Origin of the sequence: Micromonospora sp. DT31, assembly GCF_049841795.1 — a bacterium.
Lineage (GTDB): Bacteria > Actinomycetota > Actinomycetes > Mycobacteriales > Micromonosporaceae > Micromonospora.
The window spans coordinates 19653-31440 of record NZ_JBNCKZ010000006.1 but is presented as its reverse complement, the minus strand read 5'-3'; the positions used below and the strand labels follow the sequence as shown (position 1 = coordinate 31440).

Sequence of the window (11788 nt, the reverse complement as noted above, 5' to 3'; positions counted from 1 at the left end):
GTCAGAACCTCTCGGTGGCGCCGTGGACGCCCCGCAGGCCGTCCCGGTATCCGGCGAGGACCGCGCGCGAGCCGAGGCGGCGACTCCGGTCCGCGGTCGCCAGCCGGAGCAGCGCGGTCGCCAGCCGCCGGTAGTGGATCGGCTCGCTGAGCAGCAGTCGCCGCAGCGGACGGCGGTAGTGCTTGCGCACGTACAGGATCTCGTTGCGGTGGTAGTAGTAGAGCGCCCGGGGACTGGAGCCGCTTAGGCTGCCGCCGCGCTTGTGCCAGACCTCCGAGGCGCACACCAGCGCGATCCGCCCGCCCGCGTCGGCGATCCGGCGGACCAGGTCGAACTCCTCCTTGTAGTGGAAGAAGCGCTCGTCGAAGAACCCGACCCGGACCACGTCGGGCACCCGCAGCAGCAGCGCGGCGCCGGTGACCACGTCCACCTCGTGCACCCCGTCGGCGCATCCCGCGCAGCGGAACGGGTGGACCTTGCCGCCGGGAAGCATGGCGGCGACCACGTACGGCTCGGCGGCCGGGTCGTCCGGGTGCGCCGAGGTCGTCTGCACCGACGTCGCCACGGTGAACCGCTCCCGGTGCGCCAGCAGCGCGGCCAGCGCACCCGGCCGGGGCACCGCGTCGGCGTTCAGCAGCCAGACCCAGTCCGCGCCGCGCGCCTGGGCCTCCCGGATGCCGGCGTTCATCCCGCCCGCGTAACCGAGATTGTCGTCGAGCCGCAGCAGGGTGGCGCGCCCGTCGAGGTGGCCGAGTCGCGCTGGGGAGTCGTCGGTCGAGCCGTTGTCGACGACGACGACCTCGGGCACGAGGCTGCCGGCGGTCACCGCCCGTAGGCAGCGCAGCGTGTCGTCCACGCAGTTCCAGTTGAGGATCACCGCGACGACCTTGTCAGGCACTGCTGCCAACCTCACTGTTCCGGGCCGGGGAGTCGGGTCCCGGCGCGTCCTGCCGCGCGGGCCATCTCCGCAGCGTGGCGGCGGTGACCGTGCTGTGCGCCGCGAAGAGCGCCACCGAGACGGCGGCGACACCCACGGCGCCGAACGCGGGAGCGGTGAGAGAGTAGCCGACGATCGCGGCCAGGGCCGTACCCACCGCGATCACCGCGGTCGCGCGCTCGCCGCCGAGGTTGACCAGCCGGGCGCTGAGGACCTTGCCGATGGTCACCGCGAGGCTGCGCGGCACCAGGATCAGGCCGATCAGCAGAGCGGCCGTGTAGCCGTCGGCCAGTACGCCGATCGCGGCGAGCCCGACCAGGACCAGCACACCCATGCCGGCGGCCAGCCAGACCGCCCGGCGCAGCACACCGGCCAGCCGGCGGGCGGAGCCGTCCTCGTGGTCGCCGAGTGTCCGTTGCGCGGCGACCACCGCGCCGGCCTGGGTGAACTCGATCGCCGCCACCGCGAGGGAGTAGACGGCGAGCACGTCCGGCCCCTGGTGACGGGCCAGTGCCAACTGGTCGAAGCGGTAGGTGAAGACCTGGGCCACCGCGCCCGTGTGGGTGAGCCCCAGCCGGGTGATCCGCTCCCGCGTCGAGGTGGCCCGGCGGAGAAGCCGGGCCAGCGGCCGGCCGTGCCGCGCCCAGAACGCCACCGCCATCACCGCCTGGCAGCCCAGCCATGCGGTCAGCCAGTGGTCCGCGTCGTCCACATCGGCCAGGATGAGGCCGACGTACAGCGCTGGCGCGACGGCGGCGAAAGCGGCCCGGTACCGGTAGACGCTCAGGAAGCCGCCGAGCGTGAGCCCGGCTGCGGCCGGCACGTTGCTCGCCGCGATGCACGCCGCGCCGACGACCGCCACGCCCGGCCTCGCCTCCTCGGAGTAGCGCGCGAACAACCAGGCCAGCGCCGCGGTCAGGGGCACCGTGGCGAGGTAGACGAGCAGGCTGCGGCGCCCGGCCAGCTCGTCGAGCCACCGCCGCCCCTGCGCCAGCAGGAACGTCTCCAGCGACAACCCGCCGACCGCGACACCGATCGTGGCGCTCGCCGTGGTGGCCACCAGCAGGCCCCGCTCGGCCGGCGGGAGCGCGATGCTGAGCAGGATGGCCACACCCGACATGCCCAGCGCGACGACGTACATCAGGGTGGCGCTGGCGGCCGCACGCCGCAGGGCCGTCACCGCCGACGCGGTCATGACCGCAGTCCCGCCGCCGTGCCCCGCAGCACCGCGCCCGCCGCGGCCGGACCGGCCGCCAGCAGGGCGCGGCCGGCGTAGAGCAGCCGGGCGGCGGTCGCGACCGCGAGCCGGCGGCGGTAGTGGCGCCGGAAGAAGATCATGCAACTGCGGCTGGCGTGGAAGTAGGTCAGCAGCGACTTGGCCCGTAGGTCGGTGCTCGCGCCCGTCGCGCCGCCGCCCGCGTGCGTCACCAGCAGGTCCGGGAGAACGCGCACCGGTACGCCGAGCCGCGCGCACCGCACGGCCAGGTCGGCCTCCTCGTAGAACAGGAAGAACTCCTCGGAGAACCCGTCCAGCCGCTCGAACGCCGTCCGGGTGAGCAGCACGGAGTGCCCCGCGACATAGGTCAGCGTGCGGGGCCCCGGCGGCCGTCCGCTGCGGCCGGTCCACAGGTCGACCGCGCCCAGGTCGGGCCGGCGAACCCCGGAGGTGTCCTGGCACGTCGTCGCGCCGATCACGCAGTCGCCCGCCGGGCCGAGTCGAGCCGCCGCGGCGAGCGCCCCACCGGTGATCCGGGCATCCGGGTTGAGCACCCAGATCACGTCGGCTCCGGCGTCGCACAGCCAGCGCCCGGCCAGGTTGTTGCCGGCGGCGTACCCGACGTTGCCGTGACCGTGCAGCACCCGCGCCACCAGGCCGTGCCGGTGCGCGAACGCGGCGACCTCCGCCAGCCGGTGGTGTTCGTCGCTGTTGTCGACGAGCGCGACGGCCACCTTGAGGTCGGGGTCGTGGTGGTGGGCCAGGATCGACCGGACCAGGCCGGCGGTGTCCGCCGCGCTGCGGTAGTTGACGACGGCGATGCCGAGCGTGGTCATCGGCTCGCCGCCCGGGCCGGGCTAGGCAACGGCTTCCGCCACCCACGCGGCGAAGGCCGTGGCGAAGGACGCCTCGGAGAAGGTTGCCGCGTGGGCCTGCACGCGATCGGGCCGCAACTCGTCCAGACGCCGGGTGAGTGCCGCGTGGTCGCGGGGGTCGGTGGAGTCGACAAGCAAGCCGGTCTCGCCGTCGACCACCGTCTCCAGCAGCCCGCCGCGCCGCAGGCCGAGCACCGGGGTGCCGCACGCCTGTGCCTCCACCGGCACGATGCCGAAGTCCTCGTGCACCGGGAAGAGCAGCGCCCGCGCGCCCCAGTAGAGCCGCCGCAGCCGTTCCTGGCTCGGCGTGACCTCGAACGTGACCGGGACGCCGGCCCGCTCGGCGAGCCGGCGCAGGTTCGCCTCCTCGGGGCCGGAGCCGGCGATGACCAGCGGCATCCCGGCGGCCTCGGCGATCGCCACGATCAGGTCGAACCGCTTGTACGGGATCCAGCGCCCGACGCCGAGCAGGTAGTCGCGCGCCTGGGCGCGGTCGGCGGCCGGCGCGGCGGCGAAGTAGTCCACCCGCACCGGCGGATTGATCACCACGGCGTCGCGTCGCCAGTAGCGCCGGATCCGGGCCTGCACCTCACGTGAGTTGGCCGCGTACCGGTGCACGTGGCGGCTGAACCGCAGGTCGACGCCTTGGAGCGCGCGTCGCGGCAGGGTGAGCAGAGGGCTCGCCCCGCGGCCGTCCGTCGCCGGGTTCCAGAGGTATCGCGCCGGGGCGTGTACGTAGCTCAGGTGCCGGGTGGTCTCGGGCGGCCCCAGCCGGACCGTGTGCGCGAAGGCGTGGCTGGACGAGATGACCACGTCGAAGCGCTCCCGGGTCAGCGTCCGCCAGACCACCGGCATCAGCGGCAGGGCCAACGCCTTGCTGCGGCGAATCGGGGTGCGGGCCAGCCAGGACTCCCGCAGGAGCGGCTCGTCCACCCCGTCGTCCTTCCACAGCGCGAACCGCTGCGCCGCAGGGAACAGCTCGGCGATGTTCCGGAAGACCTGCTCGGAACCGCCGGTGACGCCGAACCACTCGTGCACCAGCGCCACGGACGCGTCGTCGAGGGCGGGAACGGTGGAGCCGGCCGGCTCCGCGGTCGCCCCGGTGGCCGCGGCGTGTGGCGGCGGACCGGACATCGTGCTTCCCTCCCGTGGCAGCCCCGGTCGGACGGGCCGAGGGCGATCGCAGGATATGGGGTCGGTCGGCGCAACCGCCAGCCCGCCGGACAAATACCGCGGGCAGCGCGTCAGGACCCGGCCGGACCGGGGATCTCGCGCGAGCCCGGGGCATCCACGTAGGACCGGCACGCGTCGTGGTGGGGCAACAGGCCCGACGCCCGGGCCTCACTCAGGCTCGGCGCCGCCGCGTCCCGGGCGGAGAGCAGCGGTGTCGTCGCCGGCCAGTCGATCCCCAGGTGCGGGTCCAGCGGGTGCACGGTGTGCTCGGCCGACGGGTTGTAGGTGGCGGAGCAGAGATAGCTGAGCGTCGCGTCGTCGGTCAGCGCGCAGAACCCGTGCCCCAGCCCTTCGGCGAGGTAGACGGCCCGCCGGTCGGTGTCGTCTAGGCGCACCGCCTCCCACCGGCCGTAGGTGGGCGAGCCGACCCGGACGTCGACCACCACGTCGAGCACCGCCCCGCGGACGCAGGTGACGTACTTGGCCTGCCCGGGTGGGACGTCGGCGAAGTGGATCCCGCGCACCACGTCCCGCGCGGAGACGGACAGGTTGCCCTGGGCGAGCCGCAGGGGATGCCCGACCGCCTCGGCGAGTCGGTCGAAGCGGTACCACTCCGTGAACAAGCCGCGGGAGTCGCCGTGCTGCCGGGGCGTGATCTCCCAGGCTCCTTCGATGCTCAGCGGCCGGATCCTCATCGGTCGTTCCCGCCCCGCTCGGCCAACAGGCCCAGCAGGTAATCGCCGTAACCGCTGCGGGTCAGCGGATGGGCGAGCACGCGCAGCCGCTCGTCGTCGATCAGCCCGGACCGCCAGACGACCTCCTCGACGCAGCCGATCTTCATGCCCTGGCGTTCCTCGATCACCCGGACGAACTCGGCTGCCTGCATCATCGAGGTGAACGTTCCGGTGTCCAGCCAGGCGGTGCCCCTGTCGAGCACCGTCACGGTCAGCTCGCCCCACGCCCGGTAGGTCTCGTTGACCGCGGTGATCTCCAGTTCGCCACGCGCGCTGGGCGTCAGCTTGCGGGCGATGTCGACCACCCGGTTGTCGTAGAAGTAGAGGCCGGGCACCGCGTACCGGGACCGGGGACGGGCCGGCTTCTCCTCGATCGAGAGCACCCGGCCGGCGTCGTCGAACTCGACCACGCCGTACTCCTGCGGGTTCGCCACCGGGTACGCGAAGACCCGGCCGCCCGCCAGGTCGCCGTGCTGAGCGAGCTGCCGGCCGAGCCCGACACCGTGGAAGATGTTGTCGCCGAGGATCAGCGCCACCGACTCGTCGCCGATGAAGTCCGCGCCGAGCAGGAACGCCTGCGCGATGCCCTCCGGGCGGGGCTGCTCGGCGTACGCCAGGCACAGCCCCCACTGGCTGCCGTCGCCGAGCAGCCGCTCGAACTGGGCGCGGTCCTCCGGCGTCGTCACCACCAGGATGTCCCGCACTCCCGCCATCACGAGGGTGGAGAGCGGGTAGTAGATCATCGGCTTGTCGAACACCGGCATCAGCTGCTTGGAGACGGCCCGGGTGATCGGCCAGAGCCGGGAGCCGGTGCCGCCGGCGAGAAGGATTCCACGCACCCGCGGAGAGTACCCGCGACGACGGCGCCCTCCCCGTGGCCCGTCGTCGCGCCTGCGGCGCGGTGACACGGCGTAGACTCCTCGACCCGTGAGGATCCTCGTCACCGGCGGCGCCGGCTTCATCGGGTCGGAGTACGCGCGGATGCTGCTGGGTGTTCCCGGTGGCGACGCGGCCGGGGTGCGGGTCGAGTCACCGACCGCGCTGACCGTGCTGGACAAGCTCACCTACTCCGGCACCCTCGCCAACCTCACCCCGGTACGCGACGACCCCCGGCTGAGGTTCGTGCACGGCGACATCTGCGACGCGGCGCTCGTCGACGAGGTGGTGCCCGGGCACGACGTGATCGTCCACTTCGCCGCCGAGTCGCACGTGGACCGGTCCATCACCGGCGCGGCCCCGTTCGTCACCACGAACGTGCTGGGCACGCAGACGCTGCTGGACGCCGCGTTGCGCCACGGCACCGGCCGGTTCGTGCACGTCTCCACCGACGAGGTGTACGGCTCGATCGACTCCGGTTCCTGGACGGAGAGCTGGCCGCTGGCGCCGAACTCGCCGTACTCCGCCTCGAAGGCCGGGTCCGACCTGCTCGCGCTGGCCTACCACCGCACCCACGGACTGGACGTGGTGGTGACCCGCTGTTCCAACAACTACGGGCCGTACCAGTTCCCGGAGAAGGTGGTCCCGCTGTTCGTGACCAATCTGCTCGACGGCGGCACCGTGCCGCTCTACGGCGACGGCGGCAACGTCCGGGACTGGCTGCACGTGCACGACCACTGCCGGGGCATCGCGATGGTGCAGGAGAAGGGGCGTGCCGGCGAGGTCTACCACATCGGCGGCGGCACCGAGCTGACCAACAGGGAGCTGACCGGACGGCTCCTGGACGCCTGCGGCGCCGGCTGGGACCGGGTCGTCCCGGTCACCGACCGCAAGGGACACGACCGCCGGTACTCGCTGGACATCAGCAAGATCAGCACCGAGCTGGGCTACACGCCGAGCATCGACCTGGACCGGGGGCTGGCCGAGACCGTGCGCTGGTACCGGGACAACCGGGCCTGGTGGGAGCCGCTGAAGACGGCGAACGGATGACCCGGCTCCTCGTCACCGGCGCGGGCGGGATGCTCGGGCAGGACCTGCTGGCCGTCCTGCGGACCCGACCGGACGTGTCGGTCACCGCCGCCGGCCGCGCCGACCTCGACGTCACCGACGCCGCCCGGGTCCGGGACGCGGTGGGCGGCCACGACGTGGTGCTCAACGCCGCCGCCTGGACCGACGTGGACGGCGCGGAGACCCGGGAACGGGACGCCACGGCGGTCAACGGCGACGCTGTCGCCACCCTGGCCCGTGCCTGCGCCGTGTCCGGCGCCCGCCTGGTGCACGTCTCCACCGACTACGTGTTCGCCGGGGACGCCACCGAGCCGTACCCGGAGGATGCGCCGACCGGCCCGGTCAACGCGTACGGGCGCAGCAAGCTCGCCGGGGAACTGGCGGTGGCCCGGCTGCTGCCCGAGACCGGGTACGTCGTGCGCGCCGCCTGGCTCTACGCCACACACGGGCGCAACTTCGTCACCACGATGCTGCGGCTGGCCGCCGAACGGGACCGGCTCGACGTCGTGGACGACCAGCGGGGGCAGCCCACCTGGTCGTACCGGCTCGCCGAGCGTCTCGTGGCGCTCGCCGACGCGGCGCTGGCCGGCGACGCGGCGCCCGGGACGTATCACGGCACCGCCGCGGGCGAGACGACCTGGTACGGCCTGGCCCGCGCCGTCCTCGCCCTGCGCGGCCTCGACCCGGACCGGGTCCGGCCGACCACCAGCGACCGCTTCCCGCGCCCGGCGCGGCGTCCCCCCTACAGCGTGCTGGCGCACGGCCGGTGGGCCGCCGCGAAGCTGCCGCCGCCGGGCCCCTGGCAGGCGGACCTGGCCGAGGCGCTCGCCGGCCGCTAGCGGCCGCCGCCCCGGAAGACCTCGGCGACGGTACGCAGCACGATCTTGATGTCGAGCCAGAGCGACCAGTTCTCCACGTAGTAGTTGTCGAACCGCGCCCGGTCCGAGATCGGCGTGTCCCCGCGCAGGCCGCTGACCTGCGCCAGCCCGGTGAGCCCGACCGGCACGCGGTGACGCATCGCGTAGGTCGGGTATTCCACGGAGAACTTCTCCACGAAGTGCGGTCGCTCCGGGCGGGGGCCCACCACGCTCATCTCGCCGCGCAGGATGTTCCACAGCTGCGGCAGTTCGTCGAGCGAGGTGCGCCGCATGAACCGGCCGATCGGCCCGACCCGCTGATCGTGCGCGATGGACCAGTTCGTCCGCGACTCGTGCTCGTCCTCCGGGCGCATCGACCGGAACTTGACGACGTGGAACGGCTTGCCGTACCGGCCGATCCGCTCCTGCCGGAAGAACACACCGCGACCGCCGTCGAGGAAGGTGGCGACGGCACAGAGCAGCAGCAACGGGCTCAGCACCACCAGGGCGGTCACCGCGAACACCACGTCGGAGGCCCGCTTGACCCGCCACCGTGGACCGCTGAGCGTCGTGTCGCCGATCTTGACGATCGGAATGGCGCCGATGTGGTCGGGGTAGCCGCCCTGGGACCGTGAACCCCACAGGCGCGGCACCGCCCACAGGTCACACCGCGAGCTGGCCGGCCGCAGCAGCGACTCCATCAGGTCGGCCTCGGAGCAGTCCGGGTCGGCGATGACCAGGACCTCGCACTCCAGCATGTCGGTGAGCTTCTCCAGGTCGTCGATCGTGCCGATGAGCGGCAGCGACCCCATGCGCGGTCGCGACGGGGCGTCGACCGCGCCGACGAACCGCAGCCCGTACTGCGGGTAGCGGCGCAGCAGCCGGGCCAGTTCCCCGCCGATCGGTCCGCCGCCGACGACTATCGCGTTGTGCTCCACCCACCGGCGCTTGCGCGCCAGCAGGATGAGCCGGGTGTTCAGCGCCCGCCCGACGATCACCAGACCGGCGGAGAGTGCCACGCCACGCACGAACCCGCTGACGTACGGCACCGAATCGTGCCGCAGCGTCGCGATGATGGCCACCACCGCGCCGGAGGCCAGCAGTCGGCCGCCGAGGCTGGGCAGTTCGTCCAGGATGCTGATGTGCCGCCGCGGGCGGTAGAGCCCGCCCGCGGCGAAGAAACCGATGGTGAGCGCGGCGTTGGACAACGTGCCGCGCCAGTAGTTCTGGGTCACCAGCAACGGGACGAGCAGCGCCGCCACGTCGATGGGTGCGGTCACCATCCAGGCCCGCAGCCGCCGGGTGCGCGTGGACGCCCGCGAACCCGCGTACGGGAGCACTGTGGTGGTGTCCAGGTCGCTGTTCGTTGACCTGTTCATCGGCGCACCGGGCGGCGGTGCGGCCGGATGCTCGGACGCCGGCAGGCGTGGCATGGTCGATCCTCCCCGTGACGCCCCCGGCCCGGACGGAAGGACCGAGGGCGATCGCAGGATACGAGCGACTGTGCCTCGCCACCACCACCGGCATGGCAGATCGACGTCCTACTTTTCGCCGATCGCCAGGATGTCGGGGACCGAGTCGCGGCGCACCGCGTCGAACAGTGTCTTCGAGCGTGCCGGGTCCGGGAACACGACGCTCTCGCTGCCGACCCGGCCCGTCCCCTTCACCGGGCAGGTGAAGAACGTCAGGTTGCCGCTGCGCAGGCCGCGCATCTCCATCGCCAGGTCCACCAGGGACAGCGACTTGTCGACAGCCACCGAATCCGACGTGGCCCGGACGAACGAGTTGAGCTTGGCCGGGTTGGTCAGCACCCCGCCCGAGGCGGCTTTGTCCAGAATGGCCTTGATCACCTGCTGCTGGTGCCGGATGCGTGCGAAGTCGCCGTCGGGGAAGGCGTGGCGCTCCCGCGCGTAGTCCAGCGCGGCGGCTCCGTCCATGGTCTGCCGGCCCTTCTCGAAGGTGCGCGTGCCGATTAGCGAGTACCTCGTGGTGAAGCCCTTCTCCACGTCGACCTCGACGCCGCCGAGCGCGTCGATGATCTCCTTGAAGCCGGCGAAGTCGACCATCGCCACGTTGTCGACCCGCACGCCGCTGAACTTCTCCACGGTCTGCACCATCAGCGGCACACCGCCCCAGGCGTACGCCGCGTTGATTTTCGCGTCCCGACCGCCGCGGCCGTCCTTGGACCGGGGAACGGCCGTCCACGTGTCCCGGGGGATCGAGATGAGCTGCGCGCTCGACCGGTCCTTCGGCAGGTGGGCCAGGATGATGGTGTCGCTGCGTGAACCGCCGGTGTTCTCCGGGTCGCGGGAGTCGCTGCCCAGGATCATGATGTTCATCGCGCCCTTGGCCCCGACCTCCGGCCGCGACTCCTCCGGCACACCTTCGAAGGCGTCGACCCGGTCGATGGACTTGTCCACCGACCGGTAGTAGAGCCCACCGGCCAGCGCGCCGCCGCCGGCCAGCAGCACCACCACGAGCAGCACGATCAGGGCGATCCGCCGGCCCCGGCGACGCTTCGGGGTGGTCGCCTCCGCCGCGTCCGGCTCCACGTCGGAGTCCGGGTGGACAGGGTCGGATGCGGCGAGCCGGTGGCGAGCTGACATGCCGTGATGCTACTGAGTCGCCGGGTCCCGCGGGCCCCGTCCCCCTCCCCGCCCCGACCCGACCCGCCCCACCCTTCGGCGTCGATCTTGCAGGTGCCGCCCCTCGGTCGAGGCATTGATGCCTTTTGCCCGGGCGGCAACCGCCAGGTCGACGGGGCGAGGGCGGGGCGGGGTGGGGGTGGGGGTGGGGTCAGGGATGGGACAGGTCGCGCCACATGAGGATCTCGTCGCGGGTGTCGGTGGGGGACAGGCGCAGCGCGGCGGGGAGGCGGCCGACCTCGCGGTAGCCGAGGCGCCGGTAGAAGCCGTCCAGCCCGAGGCCGTCGCGCACCGTGACGTGCAGCGCGGCCAGGCCGAGGGACCGGGCGACCCGTTCCGCCTCGCGCATCAGCGCCACGCCGTGCCCGCGCCCCTGGACGTCGGGGTGCACCATCACCCGCTTGAGCACCCGCCAGTGCGCCTTCAGGTGGAACCGGTTGTCCGCGATGACCAGGACGGCGACCGGCCGGTCACCCTGGTGGCCGACGAGCAGGCGGTCCGGCCCGTCGGCCACCTCGGCGAGGGTGGACTCGGCCAGCGGTCGTACCTCGGCCGCGGTCACCGGCGCGACAAAGCCGACCGCGCCGCCGGCGTTGGTGACGTCGACCCAGAGGTCGGCGATCTGTTCCCGCAGGTCAGCGGTGAGGTCGGGGTCGAGAACGAAACGCAGGTCCACGTCGCCATCCTGCTGGCGGGAGGCGGCCGCGAACCCGCGTTCGTGATGCGGGTGACACCGTTCGTGGTGCGGGAGAGGGGAGTCGAACCCCCACGTCCTTTCGGACAATAGGACCTAAACCTATCGCGGCTGCCTGTTACGCCACTCCCGCGGGCCCGCCCAGTGTAGAGCGTCGCGCCCGGCCGTCGTGGGCGTGGCACGCGCCGCCGGCGGCGGCGGGACGCGACGGTCTCAGTCGAGGCCGAGGTCGCGGCGCAGCTTGGCGACGTGCCCGGTGGCCTTGACGTTGTAGAGCGCCCGCTCGATCCTGCCGTCCTCGTCGATGACGAAGGTCGAACGGATCACGCCGGTGACGGTGCGGCCGTACGACTGCTTCTCGCCGTACGCGCCGTACGCGGTCAGTACCGCCTTGTCCGCGTCGGCGACCAGCGGGAAGGTGATGGCGTCGCGCTCCCGGAACGTGGCCAGCTTCTGCGGCTTGTCCGGGGAGATGCCGACCACCTCGTAGCCGGCGGCCTGCAGGGAGGCGAGCGAGTCCCGGAAGTCGCACGCCTGCTTCGTGCAGCCGGGCGTCATGGCGGCCGGGTAGGCGTACAGGATGACCTTGCGGCCGCGCAGGTCGGAAAGGGTGAGTGTGCGGCCGTCGTCGGTGGGCAGGCTGAACTCGGGGGCGGGGTCGCCGGGGTTGAGGCGGTCGGTCATGGCGGTGACGATACCGCCGGGGTGGGGGC

The 11788-nt window shown here is 72.8% G+C and carries 12 protein-coding genes and 1 tRNA gene; 2 read left to right on the top strand and 11 right to left on the bottom strand.

All coding sequences use genetic code 11. The features are described from left to right. Position 1: 1 nt before the first annotated feature. From ACLQ2X_RS12300 to rfbA, 6 genes are all read right to left on the bottom strand, one after another. Positions 2-898: a glycosyltransferase family 2 protein gene (locus ACLQ2X_RS12300; RefSeq protein ID WP_425681126.1), complete on the bottom strand. Its 897-nt coding sequence runs from the start codon at positions 896-898 to the stop codon at positions 2-4. Then, on the bottom strand, positions 891-2132 hold the full coding sequence (locus ACLQ2X_RS12295; RefSeq protein ID WP_425681125.1) for a hypothetical protein: 1242 nt from the start codon (positions 2130-2132) through the stop codon (positions 891-893). Before ACLQ2X_RS12295 ends, ACLQ2X_RS12300 begins: the two co-directional genes overlap by 8 nt. Next, positions 2129-2989 carry a glycosyltransferase family 2 protein gene (locus ACLQ2X_RS12290; protein ID WP_425681124.1) on the bottom strand — a complete coding sequence of 287 codons (861 nt, stop codon included), beginning with the start codon at positions 2987-2989 and terminating at the stop codon, positions 2129-2131. The genes ACLQ2X_RS12295 and ACLQ2X_RS12290 overlap by 4 nt, the downstream gene beginning before the upstream one ends. Before the next feature lie 21 nt (positions 2990-3010). After that, positions 3011-4162 (bottom strand): glycosyltransferase, encoded by a 1152-nt coding sequence (locus ACLQ2X_RS12285; protein ID WP_425681123.1) that lies wholly within the window; start codon positions 4160-4162, stop codon positions 3011-3013. Between the two features lie 110 nt (positions 4163-4272). Beyond that, positions 4273-4896: a dTDP-4-dehydrorhamnose 3,5-epimerase gene (gene rfbC / locus ACLQ2X_RS12280; protein WP_425681122.1), complete on the bottom strand. Its 624-nt coding sequence runs from the start codon at positions 4894-4896 to the stop codon at positions 4273-4275. Further along, on the bottom strand, positions 4893-5774 hold the full coding sequence (gene rfbA / locus ACLQ2X_RS12275; RefSeq protein ID WP_425681121.1) for a glucose-1-phosphate thymidylyltransferase RfbA: 882 nt from the start codon (positions 5772-5774) through the stop codon (positions 4893-4895). Before rfbA ends, rfbC begins: the two co-directional genes overlap by 4 nt. Positions 5775-5862: 88 nt before the next feature. On the opposite strand from rfbA, the gene rfbB reads away from it, so the two are divergent. Both rfbB and rfbD read left to right on the top strand, forming a co-directional pair. Next, positions 5863-6861 (top strand): dTDP-glucose 4,6-dehydratase, encoded by a 999-nt coding sequence (rfbB, locus tag ACLQ2X_RS12270; protein ID WP_425681120.1) that lies wholly within the window; start codon positions 5863-5865, stop codon positions 6859-6861. Then, positions 6858-7718, top strand: coding sequence for a dTDP-4-dehydrorhamnose reductase (gene rfbD / locus ACLQ2X_RS12265; protein ID WP_425681119.1), 861 nt, complete (start codon positions 6858-6860; stop codon positions 7716-7718). Before rfbB ends, rfbD begins: the two co-directional genes overlap by 4 nt. On the opposite strand, the gene ACLQ2X_RS12260 is transcribed toward rfbD, so the two are convergent. The 5 genes from ACLQ2X_RS12260 to bcp form a co-directional block, all read right to left on the bottom strand. Next, positions 7715-9169, bottom strand: coding sequence for a sugar transferase (locus tag ACLQ2X_RS12260; protein ID WP_425681118.1), 1455 nt, complete (start codon positions 9167-9169; stop codon positions 7715-7717). The genes rfbD and ACLQ2X_RS12260 overlap by 4 nt on opposite strands. A gap of 108 nt (positions 9170-9277) precedes the next feature. Then, positions 9278-10342 (bottom strand): LCP family protein, encoded by a 1065-nt coding sequence (locus tag ACLQ2X_RS12255; protein WP_425681117.1) that lies wholly within the window; start codon positions 10340-10342, stop codon positions 9278-9280. Between the two features lie 190 nt (positions 10343-10532). Then, positions 10533-11057 carry a GNAT family N-acetyltransferase gene (locus tag ACLQ2X_RS12250; RefSeq protein WP_425681116.1) on the bottom strand — a complete coding sequence of 175 codons (525 nt, stop codon included), beginning with the start codon at positions 11055-11057 and terminating at the stop codon, positions 10533-10535. A gap of 64 nt (positions 11058-11121) precedes the next feature. Then, a tRNA-Leu gene (locus ACLQ2X_RS12245) sits at positions 11122-11208 on the bottom strand. 80 nt (positions 11209-11288) lie between these two features. Beyond that, a complete protein-coding gene (gene bcp / locus ACLQ2X_RS12240; RefSeq protein ID WP_425681115.1) occupies positions 11289-11759 on the bottom strand; it encodes a thioredoxin-dependent thiol peroxidase in 471 nt (156 codons plus the stop codon). Positions 11760-11788: the final 29 nt, after the last annotated feature.

Coding starts and splice junctions, on each gene's coding strand:
- ACLQ2X_RS12295 (WP_425681125.1), bottom strand. CDS start 2,132: ATGACCGCGTCGGCGGTGACGGCCCTGCGGCGTGCGGCCGCCAGCGCC.
- rfbC (WP_425681122.1), bottom strand. CDS start 4,896: ATGAGGATCCGGCCGCTGAGCATCGAAGGAGCCTGGGAGATCACGCCC.
- ACLQ2X_RS12260 (WP_425681118.1), bottom strand. CDS start 9,169: ATGCCACGCCTGCCGGCGTCCGAGCATCCGGCCGCACCGCCGCCCGGT.
- ACLQ2X_RS12285 (WP_425681123.1), bottom strand. CDS start 4,162: ATGTCCGGTCCGCCGCCACACGCCGCGGCCACCGGGGCGACCGCGGAG.
- rfbD (WP_425681119.1), top strand. CDS start 6,858: ATGACCCGGCTCCTCGTCACCGGCGCGGGCGGGATGCTCGGGCAGGAC.
- ACLQ2X_RS12255 (WP_425681117.1), bottom strand. CDS start 10,342: ATGTCAGCTCGCCACCGGCTCGCCGCATCCGACCCTGTCCACCCGGAC.
- bcp (WP_425681115.1), bottom strand. CDS start 11,759: ATGACCGACCGCCTCAACCCCGGCGACCCCGCCCCCGAGTTCAGCCTG.
- ACLQ2X_RS12290 (WP_425681124.1), bottom strand. CDS start 2,989: ATGACCACGCTCGGCATCGCCGTCGTCAACTACCGCAGCGCGGCGGAC.